This is a genomic window from Parageobacillus sp. G301, assembly GCF_030268025.1.
GTDB lineage: Bacteria > Bacillota > Bacilli > Bacillales > Anoxybacillaceae > Parageobacillus_B > Parageobacillus_B toebii.
Genome location: NZ_BSDB01000002.1, coordinates 1 through 16,444, shown reverse-complemented (window position 1 = coordinate 16,444; position 16,444 = coordinate 1). Strand labels below are relative to the sequence as shown.

The window sequence follows — 16,444 nt, the reverse complement described above, 5'->3', positions numbered from 1 at the left end:
TCCCCATCCTCCGGCGATGCTTGTAATACATTAGCTGAGGAGGGGAAGATCAGATGCGCAAAGGAACGTTGCGGCAGATTTTGCTTATTACGGATGGCTGTTCCAATCATGGCGAAGACCCGATTGCTATGGCTTCTTTGGCAAAAGAACAAGGGATTACGGTGAATGTGATCGGTGTTCTTGACCAAGATACGATTGATGAAAGTGGATTGCGTGAAATTGAAGGGATCGCTTTATCGGGAGGTGGAATCAGCCAAGTTGTCTATGCTAAACAGCTGTCTCAAACGGTGCAAATGGTAACGAGAAAGGCAATGACGCAAACGCTTCAAGGTGTCGTGAATAGAGAATTGAAGCAAATATTAGGATCGGACGTGTCGCTTGAAGATTTGCCTCCGGAAAAACGAGGAGAGGTGATGGAAGTCGTCGATGAACTTGGAGAAACAGTGGAATTAGAAGTTTTAATATTAATAGATACGAGCGGGAGTATGAAAACGAAGTTGCCGACGGTGAAAGAGGCACTGCTTGATTTGTCCCTCAGCCTTAATGCACGTATCGGTGATAATCGTTTCGCCGTGTTTGTATTTCCGGGGAAACGAGGAAATGTAGAAAAAATTGTTGACTGGACGCCGAAAATAGAGGAGCTTTCCACTGTTTTTCCAAAATTAACATCGGGAGGATTGACACCGACAGGACCGGCCTTGCGCGAAGCATTAACGTATTTTGAGAAAAAGCGGTCGTTAAGGGGTTTGATTCGTGATGATGAATCATACTTTGAAGAATCTATGTAACCTTCCGCTAGGGACGGTCGTGACAGGAAAGTGGCACCGCCATTCGTACAAGCTGGTAAAACCGCTTGGAAATGGAGCTAACGGGGTCGTTTATTTGGCGGAAAGCACGAAGGGGCTTGTTGCTTTAAAGTTAAGCGATAATAGCGCGGCGATCACATCAGAGGTCAATGTATTACGTCGATTTTCCAAGGTCCAGGGAGTTGCCCTTGGACCTTCTTTACTAGATGTTGATGACTGGGTAAATCCTTTGATGAATAAAACGATTCCTTTTTATGTGATGGAATATATCAAAGGAGAAAATTTTTTTACGTTTATTAGAAAACGTGGAAAAGAGTGGGCGGTTGTTCTTTTGCTACAGCTTTTATCTGCCCTTGACCAGATTCACCAAGAAGGATGGGTATTTGGTGATTTGAAGCCAGAGAACTTGTTAGTTGCAGGTCCGCCGCCGACGGTCCGTCTTCTTGATGTGGGAGGAACAACGTTGCAAGGAAGAGCTGTTAAAGAGTTTACCGAATTTTACGATCGAGGCTACTGGGGGGTGGGGTCACGAAAAGCAGAGCCTTCATATGATTTATTTGCTGTGGCGATGATCATGATCCAAGCTTGTTATCCCATCAAATTTGAGAGGAAAGGAGATGGACGCCGTCAGCTACTCTCCATCATTCAGGCAGATGATACGTTGCGGATATATCAGACAGTGTTGATGAAAGCGATTGATGGGAAGTATAAAAGAGCTTCCGAAATGAAACAAGACTTTTTGACTGCTCTTCAGCGTTCTTATCATTCTCATTCCAACCGACATATTCCCCAAAGAACGACGCAAAAAACACGCCGAAATAAAAAAAGAAAACGCAGCAAAACAAAGGGAGTGTTGGAAACAGCGTTGATCGTTGCCGTACTTTTATGCGCTTACGCAATATATGTATATCATCAAGTACTTCCTTGACAAATTTTTATCGTTATGATGTTTATTTATTGATAAAATAATTGGGCGAGATTTTTGAGAAAATATTGTAATAATGGTACGATGAAATTTAGAATTACGTTATTATAAAGAGGGTTTTTCCGAAATGATTGCGGAAGTGTACGAGTTTATAAAAAAGCATGAGCTGCTCGCTCCGAATTCGACGGTCATTGTCGGCGTATCGGGAGGTCCGGATTCACTAGCGCTGCTGCATTTTTTTTGGTCGATTCGACAAGAATGGAATATCAGGTTGATCGCCGCACATGTAGATCATATGTTTCGCGGTAAACAGTCAGAGGAAGATATGAATTTTGTGAAACATTTTTGCGCGGCGCGCGGTATTATATGTGAGGCGGTGCAAATCGATGTTCCGACATTCCAGCGCGAGTCCAAATTAAGTGTTCAAGAGGCGGCGCGTCAATGCCGTTACCGTTTTTTCGGTGAACTGATGAAAAAATATAAAGCACATTATTTAGCTTTAGGCCATCATGGCGATGACCAAGTTGAAACGATTTTAATGCGGCTTGTGCGCGGCAGTACTAGCAAAGGCTATGCCGGTATTCCGGCAAAGCGTCCATTTTACGGAGGATATATTATTCGCCCGTTTTTGGCGATCAGCCGCGCAGATATTGATGCATATTGTCGACAACATCAAATTACTCCTCGTCATGATGCTAGTAATGATAAAGATGATTATACGAGAAATCGGTTTCGCCACCATGTTATTCCATTTTTAAAAAAAGAAAATCCGCGTCTTCATGAGCGGTTTCAATCGTATAGTGAAATGATGATGGAAGATGAGTTGTTTTTAGAGGAATTAGCGAAAGACGCGATGAATAAAGTAATGGAAAAACAACATGATACGGTTGCATTAAAAATTGAACCGTTTCAGGCAATGCCAAAACCTTTACAAAGAAGAGGGATTCAACTAATATTGAACTATCTTTATAAAGACATCCCTTCTTCCCTTTCGTCTGCACATATCCATAATATATTTACGTTTTTAAATCGCGACCATCCTTCAGGAAGATTAGACTTTCCGCATGGCTTAAAAGTCATTCGTTCTTATGACCGTTGCTTGTTTACATTTCGGGAAGAAAAAGAAGATATAAGCTATGCATTCGAGTTGGATATTCCAGCTGTATTGCCCCTCCCAAACAAGCATGTAATCATTAGTGAATTTTGGGAACACTATCCGAAAGAACAGAAGGGAAACGATGTATTTATTATTGATCCGGAAGCGGTTCGTCTTCCGTTACGAGTACGAACACGCCGCGCTGGTGACCGGATGACGTTGAAAGGGACAAAAGGGACAAAGAAGATTAAGGAAATTTTCATTGAAGCGAAAATTCCTTTATATGAAAGGGATCGCTGGCCAATTGTAGAAGACGCGCAAGGAAATATTTTATGGGTTCCGAAGTTAAAAAAATCAAATTTTGAAGCAACAGATGTTACAAAAGCAAGCTACATTGTATTACACTATAAAGAGCAATGAACATCTAGGAGGAAAAGAAAGATGGGGATGAAAGACGATATCCAAAAAGTACTTATTACGGAAGAGCAAATTCAAGAAAAGGTAAAGGAGCTAGGCAAGCTGTTGACGGAAGAATATGAAGGGCGTTTTCCGTTAGCCGTCGGAGTACTAAAAGGGGCCATGCCGTTTATGGCAGATTTGTTAAAGCATATCGATACATATTTAGAAATGGATTTTATGGATGTGTCCAGTTATGGAAACGCGACGGTATCGTCCGGCGAAGTAAAAATTTTAAAGGATTTAAATACTTCTGTGGAAGGACGTGACATTTTAATTATCGAGGATATTATTGATAGTGGTTTAACATTAAGTTATTTAGTCGACTTATTCCGTTATCGGAAAGCGAACTCGATTAAAATTGTTACCTTATTAGATAAACCTTCCGGACGCAAGGCGGATATCCAAGCAGATTATGTCGGTTTTATTGTTCCTGACGAATTTGTTGTCGGCTATGGTTTAGACTATTGTGAGAAATACCGTAATCTTCCTTTTATCGGAGTGCTGAAACCGGAAGTGTACAATAAGTAGTTTGCTTTTTCAGCCGCTAGCGAATTGTTTGTATTTATACAATTTTCTATGATACTATTGAGTATAGTGTGTTTCATATGGGAGGAGGCAAGAGATGAATCGGATCTTCCGAAATACCATATTTTACTTATTGATTTTTCTCGTTGTGATCGGTGTAGTCAGCTTCTTTAACGGAAGCAATCAACGGACGGAACCGATGACATACGATGCCTTTATTACACATTTAGAAAATGGCGATGTTAAATCGTTTTCCATGAAACCGGAGCGCGGTGTGTATGAGATAAAGGGACAGCTCAAAACGTACAGTGAGGATCAATACTTTTCCACTTATGTCATGAACAGCGATACGGTGCTGAACCGTATTGATGCTGCAGCAAAAAGAACGAGAGTGGAAGTAATGCCTGCGGATGAAACGAGCGGATGGGTCACCTTTTTCACTTCAATCATCCCGTTTGTCATCATTTTTATCTTGTTTTTCTTCTTGTTGAACCAAGCGCAAGGCGGCGGCAGCCGGGTAATGAACTTTGGAAAAAGCCGGGCGCGCTTATATACGGACGACAAGAAAAAAGTTCGTTTCCGCGATGTTGCTGGTGCGGATGAAGAAAAACAAGAGCTTGTGGAAATTGTGGAATTTTTAAAAGATCCGCGGAAGTTTGTGGAACTTGGTGCCCGCATTCCAAAAGGAGTGCTTCTTGTTGGGCCTCCGGGGACAGGGAAAACGTTGCTTGCACGCGCGGTTGCAGGAGAAGCTGGCGTACCGTTTTTCTCCATCAGCGGTTCCGACTTCGTAGAAATGTTCGTCGGTGTTGGTGCGTCACGTGTGCGCGACTTGTTCGAAACCGCGAAAAAGAACGCGCCATGTATCATTTTTATTGACGAAATTGATGCGGTTGGCCGTCAACGCGGAGCAGGTCTCGGCGGCGGACATGATGAACGTGAGCAAACGCTCAACCAATTGCTTGTCGAGATGGATGGATTCAACGGCAACGAAGGGATTATTATTATCGCAGCGACAAACCGCCCGGATATTTTAGACCCAGCATTGCTACGTCCAGGTCGTTTTGACCGGCAAATTACGGTAGACCGTCCGGACGTGAAAGGTCGTGAAGCGGTGTTGCGCGTACACGCTCGCAATAAGCCGCTCGATGAATCCGTCGATTTAAAAGCGATTGCAATGCGTACACCAGGCTTTTCTGGTGCTGATTTAGAAAACTTGTTGAACGAGGCGGCCCTTGTTGCGGCGCGACGGAATAAAAAGAAAATTGATATGAGCGACATCGATGAGGCGACAGACCGCGTCATCGCCGGACCGGCAAAGAAAAGCCGCGTCATCTCAGAAAAAGAGCGACGCATTGTTGCATACCATGAAGCGGGTCATACCGTCATTGGTATGGTGCTTGATAATGCGGAAATGGTGCATAAAGTGACGATCGTTCCACGTGGTCAAGCCGGTGGTTACGCGGTTATGCTTCCGAAAGAAGACCGCTATTTTATGACAAAGCAAGACTTGTTAGATAAAATTACCGGTTTATTAGGCGGGCGCGTTGCGGAAGAAATTGTGTTTAACGAAGTGAGCACAGGGGCGCATAATGACTTCCAACGTGCGACGAACATTGCTCGCCGTATGGTCACCGAGTTTGGAATGAGTGAGAAGCTTGGTCCATTGCAATTTGGGCAGCCGAGCGGGCAAGTGTTTTTAGGGCGTGACTTGCACAATGAGCAAAACTACAGCGATAAAATTGCATATGAAATTGATTTAGAAATTCAACGGATTATTAAAGAATGTTATGAGAAGGCGAAAAACATTTTAACACAACATCGTGATAAACTGGAGTTAATCGCTACTACGTTGCTAGAAGTAGAAACGTTAGATGCGGAACAAATTAAACATTTATTCGAACATGGAACATTGCCAAACCGTGATGCAAATAATGGCAACGACAATAAAAATAATGAGGATAACAATGACGTCAAAATAAATATTCAAAAGAAAGATGAGTAAGATGTCTCCTTTTATAGGGACATCTTTTTTTATCCGAGTAAAAACAAGATATGATATGATGTAGGAAGTAACAATTTATGAGAAGTGGTGATGAAACGATGATTTTTGTGTTAGACGTTGGCAATACCAATACGGTGTTAGGGGTATATGATGGCGATGAATTAAAGCATCATTGGCGCATCGAAACGAGCCGGGGCAAAACGGAAGATGAATACGCCATGACGATCAAGGCGTTATTGAACCATGTCGGGCTTCAGTTTTCCGACATTGATGGTATTATTATCTCTTCCGTGGTGCCGCCGATTATGTTTGCGCTTGAGCGAATGTGTTTAAAATACTTTCATATTAAGCCGATTATCGTCGGGCCAGGGATTAAAACAGGACTGAATATTAAATACGATAATCCGCGAGAAGTAGGGGCAGACCGAATTGTGAACGCGGTTGCCGGCATTCACTTGTATGGCAGCCCTCTCATTATTGTCGACTTTGGTACGGCGACGACGTATTGTTATATTAATGAACATAAACAATATATGGGGGGCGCTATTGCTCCAGGGATTATGATTTCCACGGAAGCGCTTTTCGCGCGAGCTGCGAAATTGCCTCGTATCGAAATTGCCCGTCCGGATGACATTATTGGGAAAAATACTGTTAGTGCGATGCAAGCTGGAATTTTATATGGATACGTGGGGCAAGTGGAGGGCATTGTTTCGCGGATGAAAGCAAAAAGCTCTGTTCCTCCAAAAGTGATTGCAACAGGAGGGTTAGCGTCCTTAATTGCCAGCGAATCTAGTGTGATTGATATTGTTGATCCGTTTTTGACGCTGACAGGATTAAAAATTTTATACGAGAAAAACGTTGATAAAAAACAATGAAAGGTTGAGTGTGTATGTCAGACTACTTAGTGAAAGCCTTAGCTTATGATGGACAAGTAAGAGCGTATGCTGCACGAACAACAGATACCGTTAGCGAGGCACAGCGCCGTCATCAAACATGGCCGACTGCTTCCGCTGCGCTTGGCCGGGCTATTACGGCGGGGGTCATGATGGGAGCCATGTTAAAAGGAGACGATAAATTAACGATTAAAATTGATGGCGGCGGTCCGATCGGCACCATTTTGGTCGACAGCAACGCCAAGGGAGAGGTGCGCGGATACGTCACAAATCCACACGTCCACTTTGATTTAAACGAACATGGAAAATTAGACGTGGCGAGAGCCGTAGGAAAAAACGGGATGTTAACGGTTGTGAAAGACCTAGGGCTGCGTGATTTCTTTACCGGACAAGTGCCGATTATTTCCGGGGAACTTGGTGAAGATTTTACGTACTATTTTGCTTCTTCGGAACAAGTTCCATCTTCTGTCGGGGTTGGTGTACTTGTGAATCCAGACAACACGATATTGGCAGCAGGAGGCTTTATCATCCAGCTGATGCCGGGAACGGAAGAAAAGACGATTGAACAAATCGAACAGCGTTTACAAACGATTCCTCCAGTTTCGAAAATGGTTGAAAGCGGGCTAACGCCGGAAGAAATTTTAGAGGAGCTGCTTGGAAAAGGAAATGTCAAAGTACTTGAAACACTTCCTGTTGCATTTGTATGTCGCTGTTCGCGAGAGAGAATTGCCGATGCGATTATTAGCTTAGGTCCACAAGAAATTCAAGACATTATGGAAAAAGAAGGTTATGCCGAAGCATCATGTCATTTTTGTAATGAAACGTATCATTTCACAAAAGAAGAGCTTGAACAATTAAAACAGCTTGCGGAAGCAAAAAATTAAAATGATTGACAATTCCATCAATAATTGATACATTTTAAACAAATTCGATAAAATTAATCGGGATTAGGGGTGGAAAGATGGCGAGAACAGTAAACTCCATTACAGAGCTTATTGGCGATACGCCTGCGGTGAAATTAAACCGCATTGTTGATGAAGACAGTGCCGATGTATATTTAAAACTGGAATTTATGAACCCTGGCAGCAGCGTCAAAGACCGTATTGCCTTAGCGATGATCGAAGCGGCGGAAAAAGCCGGAAAACTAAAACCTGGTGACACGATTGTAGAGCCGACAAGCGGAAACACCGGAATTGGATTGGCGATGGTTGCCGCGGCAAAAGGGTACAAAGCGGTTTTAGTCATGCCAGATACGATGAGTTTAGAACGTCGCAATTTGCTGCGCGCATATGGCGCTGAATTAGTGCTAACACCAGGAAGCGAAGGAATGCGCGGCGCGATTGCGAAGGCGGAAGAGCTAGTAAGAGAGCATGGCTATTTTATGCCACAACAATTTAAGAATGAGGCAAACCCAGAAATCCATCGGTTAACGACTGGAAAAGAAATTGTTGAGCAAATGGGCGACCAATTAGATGCGTTTATTGCCGGCGTCGGTACTGGCGGAACGATTACAGGGGCAGGACAAGTGCTTCGCGAAACATATCCAAACATTAAAATTTATGCCGTAGAACCTGCTGATTCACCAGTATTATCGGGCGGAAAACCAGGTCCTCATAAAATTCAAGGAATCGGCGCCGGATTTGTGCCGGACATTTTAGATACAAGCATTTATGATGGAGTCATTACCGTTACAACAGAAGAAGCGTTCGCCGCTGCTCGCCGCGCTGCTCGCGAAGAAGGAATACTTGGCGGAATTTCTTCTGGTGCCGCTATTCATGCTGCATTGAAGGTCGCCAAAGAGCTTGGAAAAGGAAAAAAAGTGCTGGCAATTATTCCAAGTAACGGAGAACGTTACTTAAGTACACCGCTTTATCAATTTGAGGAGTAATCATCCTATTTCGACAGGGTAGGACCCCTGTCGAAATTTTTTTGTAATGATATGTTCCGCGACTCATTGTACAATAAGAATATGCATGGCTAATAAAGGGAGTGATATCGCTGTGCGGAAATGGAGAAATAGAAAGAGGCGAACGATTCCTTATTCGAAACATGATTGGTTTCGGCAATATAAGATGCTTGCCGCTGGTGAGCCGTATCATGCTCTGCTAGAAAGCGGTCAAGGCGGACGATATAGTATTATTGGTTTAACTCCTGCGGGTATCATCCAAACAAAAGAAAATCAGTTATTCATCTCTTATCGTGATGAAAAGAAGTGTTATGAAGGAAATCCGCTATTGTCGCTCAAACAATGGTTCGGACAGTTCCCGCTTCTTCCTTCGGAAAGTGAACTGCCCTTTCAAGGTGGAGCGATTGGTTATATAAGCTATGACTGCGCACGGTATATTGAAAAAATTCCTTCGTATGCGAAAGATGATTTGCAGCTTCCACATATGTATTTTTTAATTTTTGACGATGTATTCGTATATGATCATCAAAAACAGTTGCTGCATATGATTACTCATTATGGGGATGGAGAAGAATTAGAAGCGGAGCGGCGACTTTCCTTTTATGAGTCATGTTGGCTCAAAGAGAAGGAAAAAGATGTGCAATGGCCATTCCGAACAAAAGACGTCAGCCAATCGGTTTCGATGACAAAAGAAGAGTTTGTCGAAGCGGTTAAAAAAGTACAGCAATATATTGCCCAGGGCGATGTATTTCAAGTGAATTTATCTGTGCGTCAATCAAAGCCGCTGCTAGTGCATCCTTTTCATATTTATGAGCAGCTGCGCATCATCAATCCATCTCCATATATGGCGTATCTTCATTTTCCAGAGTTTCAAATCGTCAGCGGTTCTCCCGAATTGCTCGTCAAAAAACAAGGAAGCGACATTAGCACAAGACCGATTGCTGGAACGCGTTCACGCGGAAAAACAAAAGAAGAAGACGAGCGACTGGCAAAAAAGCTCCTTTCTAACGAAAAGGAAATAGCGGAGCATGTAATGCTTGTCGATTTAGAGCGCAACGATTTAGGACGTGTATGCCAATATGGTACAGTAAAAGTAGACGAATGGATGACAATCGAACGTTATTCCCACGTTATGCATATTGTGTCCCATGTGTCGGGAAAATTGCAGCAAGGAAAAGATGTATTTGATGTTATACAAGCAATGTTTCCTGGCGGTACGATTACTGGTGCTCCAAAAGTACGGACAATGGAAATTATCGAAGAGTTGGAGCCGGTACGTCGTGGTGTATATACTGGTTCCATCGGGTGGATTAGCTTCGATGGGGATATGGAATTCAATATTGCGATTCGCACGATGATTGCTAAAGACGGAATAGCTCATGTGCAAGCGGGAGCTGGAATTGTTATTGATTCCCACCCTGAACATGAATATCAGGAATGTTTGAAAAAGGCGACAGCCCTTTGGAAAGCAAAAGAGCTGAGCGAAGCAGAGAAACTATTGAGAGCATGAGGTGAGATCGATGATTTTAATGATTGATAATTACGATTCTTTTACATACAACTTAGTACAATATCTAGGCGTGTTAGGGGAAGAATTAATCGTAAAACGAAATGACGAGATTACGATTAAGGAGATAGAGACACTAAACCCTGATTTTCTTATGATTTCGCCTGGTCCTTGCACTCCTAATGAGGCGGGCATCAGCATGGAAGCCATCGAATACTTTGCAGGGAAAATTCCGATTTTTGGAGTTTGCCTTGGGCATCAAGCGATTGCTCAAGTATTTGGGGGAAAAGTCATTCGTGCTGACCGTTTAATGCACGGTAAAACGTCGCCAATTTTCCATGATGGAACAACCATTTTCGCCAATGTTCCTAGCCCGTTTACGGCCACTCGTTATCATTCTCTTATTGTTGAAAAAGAAACATTGCCAGATTGTTTTGAAATTTCCGCTTGGACAGAAGAAAACGAAATTATGGCGATTCGCCATAAAACATTGCCGGTTGAAGGGGTTCAGTTTCATCCGGAATCAATTATGACGAGTCACGGGATGAAGCTGTTGGAAAACTTTATTCAAACATATAAAAGGGTTCGATAACAGTATGTATGTATATATCAATGGAGATGTCGTTCATAAAGACGAAGCGCGTATTTCGCCGTTTGACCACGGTTTTTTGTATGGTATTGGTGTATTTGAAACGTTTCGTACGTATGATGGGCATCCGTTTTTGCTAGACGATCATTTGGAACGGTTAAATCATAGCTTGCGAGAGATGAATATTGTCAAATCCTTTACTCGCGGTGAAGTAATGGAGATACTTCGTCGTCTGTTAGAAGCAAATGGTTTGCGAAATGCTTACGTTCGTTTCAATATTTCGGCAGGCATCGGGGATATTGGTTTGCAAACGAGTGAGTATGATGAACCGACGGTCATTATGTATATGAAGCCTTTTTTATCTTCGTCATTTGCAAAAGGCAAAATCGCAACAGTTCTAAAAACAAAACGAAACACCCCGGAGGGAAAAGAACGATTAAAGTCGCATCATTATTTGAATAATATTATAGGCAAACGGGAAATCGGCAGCCGCACCGATGTGGAAGGCATTTTTTTGAATGAACAAGGGTATGTTGCCGAGGGAATTGTCTCCAATATTTTTTGGGTAAAAAATAAAACGGTATACACACCGGCGATTCATACAGGAATTTTAAATGGAGTAACAAGACAATTTGTGATTGCGATGTTGAACGTGCTAAACATTGAATATGAGGAAGGTTTTTATACACTTGACCATCTGCAACAAGCGGATGAAATATTTGTGACCAATTCGATTCAGGAAATCGTCCCTATTTATCAAATGAATGGTCGTACTTATCCAGGTGCTGATGGGATTGTTACTTCATTTTTGCAAAGGTATTACAAGCGCTTCACACCATTTTTATGGACAAGACATGAGTTAGCAGAAAGGATTGAATGAATGATGGTTACAACAAATGCAGCTTCTTTTGTACTTCGCTGCGGGGATTACGAGTTAGATTTACGGAAAAAGACCATGATCATGGGCATTGTCAATGTAACGCCAGACTCTTTTTCTGACGGCGGACGGTTTTATGATATCGATCGTGCCGTAGAGCATGCAAAACGTCTTGTTGCCGATGGGGCAGATATCATTGATATTGGGGGAGAATCGACCCGTCCTGGTGCAGAAAAGGTATCGCTCGAAGAAGAATTGCGGCGTGTCATTCCTGTGGTGAAAGCAGTCGCTCAAGAAATCGATGTTCCTATTTCCATTGATACGTATAAAGCTGAAGTTGCAAAGCAAGCGATCGAAGCGGGAGCGCATATTATTAACGATGTATGGGGAGCAAAAGCGGATGCAAAGATGGCAGAAGTTGCCGCTTTTTACGATGTTCCGATTATTTTAATGCACAATCGTCATGATCTTCAGTATCGTGATTTAATTTCCGACATGATTTCTGATTTAATGGAAAGTGTTGCAATCGCAAAACGCGCAGGGGTGAGAGACGAAAACATTATTTTAGATCCAGGTATTGGATTTGCGAAAACATTGGAACATAACTTAGAAATCATGCGGCGTTTAGATGAATTTGCCAAAATGGGATACCCGCTGCTATTGGGAACATCACGGAAACGATTTATCGGCCATGTTCTTGATTTACCGGTTAATGAACGAGTCGAAGGCACAGGAGCGACCGTATGCCTCGGAATCGTAAAGGGAGCTCACATCGTCCGTGTTCATGATGTATTGCCGATTGCGCGAATGGCGAAAATGATGGATGCAATGCTTGGAAAAGGAGTGGAGAACGATCGATAAAATTTATCTTCATCGAATGGAGTTTTATGGATATCACGGCGTCCTTCCCGAAGAAAATGTGCTTGGACAGCGCTTTATTGTAGACGTCATTCTTGAAACCGATTTACAAAAGGCTGGAAAAAGCGATCGGTTAGATGATACCATTAATTATGCGGAAGTGTATGATATTTGCCGAGATATTGTCGAGAAAAGGAGATTTTCGTTAATCGAAGCAGTAGCAGAGATGATTGCGGAGCAAATTTTATCTTCTTTTCCAACCGTTGCTCGTTGTACGATTAAAGTGACAAAACCAAATCCACCCATTCAAGGTCATTATGAATCTGTAGCAGTAGAAATTGTAAGGGGTCGTTAGATGGAAAATTATGCATATATTGCCCTTGGCTCTAATATCGGTGATCGCCTATATTACTTGCGGGAAGCTGTCAAAATGTTGGATAGACATGAACAAATTTCCGTCGCTGCTGCTTCATCTATTTATGAGACGGAACCGGTCGGTTATGTGAATCAAGATAAGTTTTTAAATATGGTTATAAAAATTTATACAACTCTTTCTCCTTTTGCATTGCTAGACGTCACGCAAAATATCGAACAAAAACTTGGGAGAAAAAGGGAAATACGATGGGGACCACGAACGTTAGACCTTGACATTTTATTATATAATCATGAAAATATTGAAACAGAACAACTTATCATTCCTCATCCGCGTATGACAGAGCGGGCGTTTGTTATGATTCCGTTATTGGAATTAAATCACGATATCCATTTTCTAAATATTTCCGAACGTTTAGCATGCCTCATAGATCGACTACCTGACAAAGAAGGAGTTCGTGTATGGAAGCAGAAAAATGGGGAAGACGTATTCGCGCTTTTCGAAAGCTGAAAGGATATACACAAGAAAGATTGGCAAAAGACCTAGGGATATCCGTATCCATTTTAGGAGAAGTTGAGCGTGGAAATCGCTTACCGTCAGAGCAATTAATAAAGCAAATTGCCGAACGGTTAAATATATCTGTAGAAGAGCTTGCACCGCCACGTTCAGAGCCCGGGGAATAAGAAAGGAGGGTAAACCGATGTTTAAAATCGGCGATGTAGAAATTAAAAATCGTGTTGTTCTTGCTCCAATGGCCGGTGTGTGCAATTCGGCATTCCGTCTTACGGTAAAAGAGTTTGGAGCAGGGCTTGTTTATGCGGAAATGGTAAGTGATAAAGGGATCGTGTACAATAACGAAAAAACGCTAAGCATGTTATATATTGATGAACGGGAAAAACCATTGAGTTTGCAAATTTTTGGCGGAGAAAAGGAAACGCTTGTAGAAGCCGCAAAATTTGTCGACAAACATACGAATGCAGATATCATCGATATTAATATGGGTTGTCCTGTTCCAAAAGTCACGAAATGCGATGCGGGTGCGAAATGGCTTTTAGATCCAAATAAGATTTATGATGTAGTTGCCGCCATTGTAGATGCAGTGGAAAAACCTGTGACAGTAAAAATGCGAATCGGTTGGGACGAAAATCATATTTACGCAGTAGAAAACGCGCAAGCCGTAGAACGCGCTGGCGGTAAGGCAGTAGCGGTTCACGGAAGAACGAGAGTACAGATGTACGAAGGAAAAGCGGATTGGAATATCATTAAACAAGTAAAAGAAGCAGTGAATATTCCTGTCATTGGAAACGGGGATGTAAAAACACCGCAAGATGCAAAGCGGATGCTTGAAGAAACAGGCGTGGACGGCGTGATGATCGGACGCGCTGCACTTGGAAACCCATGGATGATTTACCGCACAGTCCGTTATTTAGAAACAGGGGAATTAATCCCGGAACCAACGGTAAGAGAAAAAATAGAAGTATGTCTTTTACATTTAGATCGCCTCATTGCATTAAAAGGCGAGCATATTGCAGTAAAAGAAATGCGGAAGCATGCGGCATGGTATTTAAAAGGGGTGCGCGGTAACGCAAAAATTCGCAATGCCATTAATGAATGTGACACTCGTGAACAGCTTGCCACCCTTTTACTTAACTTTGCCGAAGAAGTAGAAAGCAAAGAACAGGCGAATGCACAGGCTGTGTAAATGGATCAATAAAAGATTGCGGTTATTCACTGCCAGCCGTTGCTGGCAGTATTTTTCATAAAAACTTTTTTAAATGGAGTGAAGGTCATATGAGTCATGAAGAATTAAACGATCAATTACTAGTCCGTAGGGAAAAATTAAATAAATTGAGAGAAATGGGAATTGATCCGTTTGGAAAACGGTTTGAGCGCACACATAAAGCAAAAGAGTTATTTGATTTATATGGGGATTTATCCAAAGAAGAGCTAGAAGAGAAACAAATAAAAGTTGCCGTCGCCGGACGTATTATGACAAAACGCGGCAAAGGTAAAGCTGGGTTTGCCCATATTCAAGATGTTACGGGGCAAATTCAAATTTACGTTCGTGAAGATACAGTTGGTGAGGAGCAATACGAGCTTTTCAAAACTTCTGACTTAGGAGATATTATCGGTGTTTATGGAACAGTATTTAAAACAAAAGTAGGAGAGCTGTCCATTAAAGTATCTTCTTATGAGTTTTTAACGAAAGCGTTGCGTCCGCTTCCAGAGAAATACCATGGACTAAAAGATATTGAGCAACGCTATCGTCAACGGTACTTAGATTTAATTATGAATCCGGAGAGCAAAAATACGTTTATCACTCGCAGCCGAATTATTCAAGCGATGCGCCGCTACTTGGACAGCCACGGCTATTTAGAAGTAGAAACACCGATGATGCATTCCATTGCCGGAGGAGCAGCAGCTCGTCCATTTATCACTCACCATAATGCGTTGGATATGCCATTATATATGCGGATTGCGATCGAGCTTCATTTGAAACGTTTAATTGTCGGCGGATTAGAAAAGGTATATGAAATTGGGCGCGTGTTCCGTAATGAAGGGATTTCTACTCGACATAATCCGGAATTTACGATGCTTGAGCTATATGAAGCATATGCAGATTTCCGCGATATTATGAAATTGACAGAAAATTTAATCGCTCATATCGCGCAAGAGGTATTAGGAACGACAAAAATCCAATATGGAGAGCATACGGTTGATTTAACTCCTGAGTGGAAACGACTTCATATGGTAGATGCGATTAAGGAATACGTAGGTGTCGATTTTTGGAAACAAATGAGCGATGAAGAGGCTAGAGAATTAGCAAAAGAGCATGGTGTTGAAATAGCGCCGCACATGACGTTTGGTCATATTGTTAATGAGTTTTTTGAGCAAAAAGTAGAGGACAAGCTCATTCAACCAACGTTTATTTACGGGCACCCGGTAGAAATCTCGCCGTTAGCGAAGAAAAATCCAGACGATCCGCGCTTCACAGATCGCTTTGAATTGTTTATTGTTGGTCGTGAACACGCGAATGCATTTACTGAGTTAAATGATCCGATTGACCAACGTGAGCGCTTTGAGGCACAGCTGAAAGAGCGAGAGCAAGGAAATGACGAAGCGCATGAGATGGACGAGGACTTCATTGAAGCGCTTGAATACGGAATGCCGCCAACAGGCGGTTTAGGTATTGGCGTTGATCGACTTGTTATGCTATTAACAAATTCACCGTCTATTCGTGACGTATTGTTATTCCCGCAAATGCGTAATAAATAAGATATCATGTCCCCTATGATCAAAAGAATCATAGGGGACATAAGATTTTTAAAAAAAGTAGTTGACTTTTATATTTATAATTGATATATTAATAAGCGTCGTTTTTGAAAAAACGAATAAAGCAAAAAGTGATTGACAATAAAATTTTAAAATGATATATTAATAAGGTCGTTTTAAAAAAGAATGTTCTTTGAAAACTGAACAAAACGAAGCGTCCACAACGAAAAGCGAAGGCGAGCGACACCTTGCGGTGTCGGCGCTGAAGCTGAAAAGAAGCCAATCAACTTTCTTTTTGGAGAGTTTGATCCTGGCTCAGGACGAACGCTGGCGGCGTGCCTAATACATGCAA

General features: G+C 42.2%; 17 protein-coding genes and 1 rRNA gene. All 18 read left to right on the top strand.

Translation table 11 applies throughout. The features are described from left to right. Window positions 1-53 precede the first annotated feature (53 nt). On the top strand, window positions 54-788 hold the full coding sequence (locus QSJ37_RS08795; RefSeq protein ID WP_012748837.1) for a VWA domain-containing protein: 735 nt from the start codon (window positions 54-56) through the stop codon (window positions 786-788). Further along, the gene (locus QSJ37_RS08790; RefSeq protein ID WP_285754812.1) at window positions 757-1,734 is read left to right on the top strand and encodes a serine/threonine-protein kinase; all 978 of its coding nucleotides are present in this window, start codon (window positions 757-759) and stop codon (window positions 1,732-1,734) included. The genes QSJ37_RS08795 and QSJ37_RS08790 overlap by 32 nt, the downstream gene beginning before the upstream one ends. A 124-nt stretch (window positions 1,735-1,858) precedes the next feature. Beyond that, complete coding sequence (gene tilS / locus QSJ37_RS08785) at window positions 1,859-3,247, top strand: tRNA lysidine(34) synthetase TilS (protein ID WP_285754811.1); 1,389 nt, start codon at window positions 1,859-1,861, stop codon at window positions 3,245-3,247. Window positions 3,248-3,268: 21 nt separating this feature from the next. After that, window positions 3,269-3,814 carry a hypoxanthine phosphoribosyltransferase gene (gene hpt / locus QSJ37_RS08780; RefSeq protein ID WP_285754810.1) on the top strand — a complete coding sequence of 182 codons (546 nt, stop codon included), beginning with the start codon at window positions 3,269-3,271 and terminating at the stop codon, window positions 3,812-3,814. Window positions 3,815-3,908: 94 nt separating this feature from the next. After that, window positions 3,909-5,816, top strand: coding sequence for an ATP-dependent zinc metalloprotease FtsH (gene ftsH, locus QSJ37_RS08775; RefSeq protein ID WP_285754809.1), 1,908 nt, complete (start codon window positions 3,909-3,911; stop codon window positions 5,814-5,816). Between the two features lie 98 nt (window positions 5,817-5,914). Further along, window positions 5,915-6,691: a type III pantothenate kinase gene (locus QSJ37_RS08770; RefSeq protein ID WP_012748842.1), complete on the top strand. Its 777-nt coding sequence runs from the start codon at window positions 5,915-5,917 to the stop codon at window positions 6,689-6,691. A 14-nt stretch (window positions 6,692-6,705) separates the two neighbouring features. After that, window positions 6,706-7,593, top strand: a complete 888-nt coding sequence (hslO, locus tag QSJ37_RS08765; RefSeq protein ID WP_285754808.1) for an Hsp33 family molecular chaperone HslO — start codon at window positions 6,706-6,708, stop codon at window positions 7,591-7,593. A 77-nt stretch (window positions 7,594-7,670) separates the two neighbouring features. Continuing rightward, the gene (cysK, locus tag QSJ37_RS08760; RefSeq protein WP_012748844.1) at window positions 7,671-8,597 is read left to right on the top strand and encodes a cysteine synthase A; all 927 of its coding nucleotides are present in this window, start codon (window positions 7,671-7,673) and stop codon (window positions 8,595-8,597) included. 112 nt (window positions 8,598-8,709) lie between these two features. Further along, window positions 8,710-10,125, top strand: coding sequence for an anthranilate synthase component I (gene trpE, locus QSJ37_RS08755; RefSeq protein WP_285754807.1), 1,416 nt, complete (start codon window positions 8,710-8,712; stop codon window positions 10,123-10,125). A gap of 10 nt (window positions 10,126-10,135) precedes the next feature. After that, window positions 10,136-10,714, top strand: coding sequence for an aminodeoxychorismate/anthranilate synthase component II (gene pabA, locus QSJ37_RS08750; protein ID WP_285754806.1), 579 nt, complete (start codon window positions 10,136-10,138; stop codon window positions 10,712-10,714). Window positions 10,715-10,718: 4 nt separating this feature from the next. Further along, window positions 10,719-11,591 (top strand): aminodeoxychorismate lyase, encoded by an 873-nt coding sequence (gene pabC / locus QSJ37_RS08745; RefSeq protein ID WP_285754805.1) that lies wholly within the window; start codon window positions 10,719-10,721, stop codon window positions 11,589-11,591. A 3-nt stretch (window positions 11,592-11,594) separates the two neighbouring features. Then, window positions 11,595-12,449, top strand: coding sequence for a dihydropteroate synthase (folP, locus tag QSJ37_RS08740; protein ID WP_285756085.1), 855 nt, complete (start codon window positions 11,595-11,597; stop codon window positions 12,447-12,449). Further along, window positions 12,421-12,801 (top strand): dihydroneopterin aldolase, encoded by a 381-nt coding sequence (gene folB / locus QSJ37_RS08735; RefSeq protein ID WP_285754804.1) that lies wholly within the window; start codon window positions 12,421-12,423, stop codon window positions 12,799-12,801. Before folP ends, folB begins: the two co-directional genes overlap by 29 nt. Further along, a complete protein-coding gene (folK, locus tag QSJ37_RS08730; RefSeq protein WP_285754803.1) occupies window positions 12,802-13,329 on the top strand; it encodes a 2-amino-4-hydroxy-6-hydroxymethyldihydropteridine diphosphokinase in 528 nt (175 codons plus the stop codon). It begins immediately after the preceding gene. After that, on the top strand, window positions 13,281-13,502 hold the full coding sequence (locus tag QSJ37_RS08725) for a helix-turn-helix domain-containing protein (RefSeq protein WP_285754802.1): 222 nt from the start codon (window positions 13,281-13,283) through the stop codon (window positions 13,500-13,502). Before folK ends, QSJ37_RS08725 begins: the two co-directional genes overlap by 49 nt. 17 nt (window positions 13,503-13,519) lie before the next feature. Continuing rightward, entirely contained in the window at window positions 13,520-14,521 is a 1,002-nt protein-coding gene (gene dusB / locus QSJ37_RS08720) for a tRNA dihydrouridine synthase DusB (protein WP_285754801.1), read from the top strand. A gap of 89 nt (window positions 14,522-14,610) precedes the next feature. Continuing rightward, a complete protein-coding gene (gene lysS, locus QSJ37_RS08715; RefSeq protein WP_012748852.1) occupies window positions 14,611-16,095 on the top strand; it encodes a lysine--tRNA ligase in 1,485 nt (494 codons plus the stop codon). A gap of 289 nt (window positions 16,096-16,384) precedes the next feature. Then, window positions 16,385-16,444, top strand: a 16S ribosomal RNA gene (locus tag QSJ37_RS08710); the annotation flags it as partial.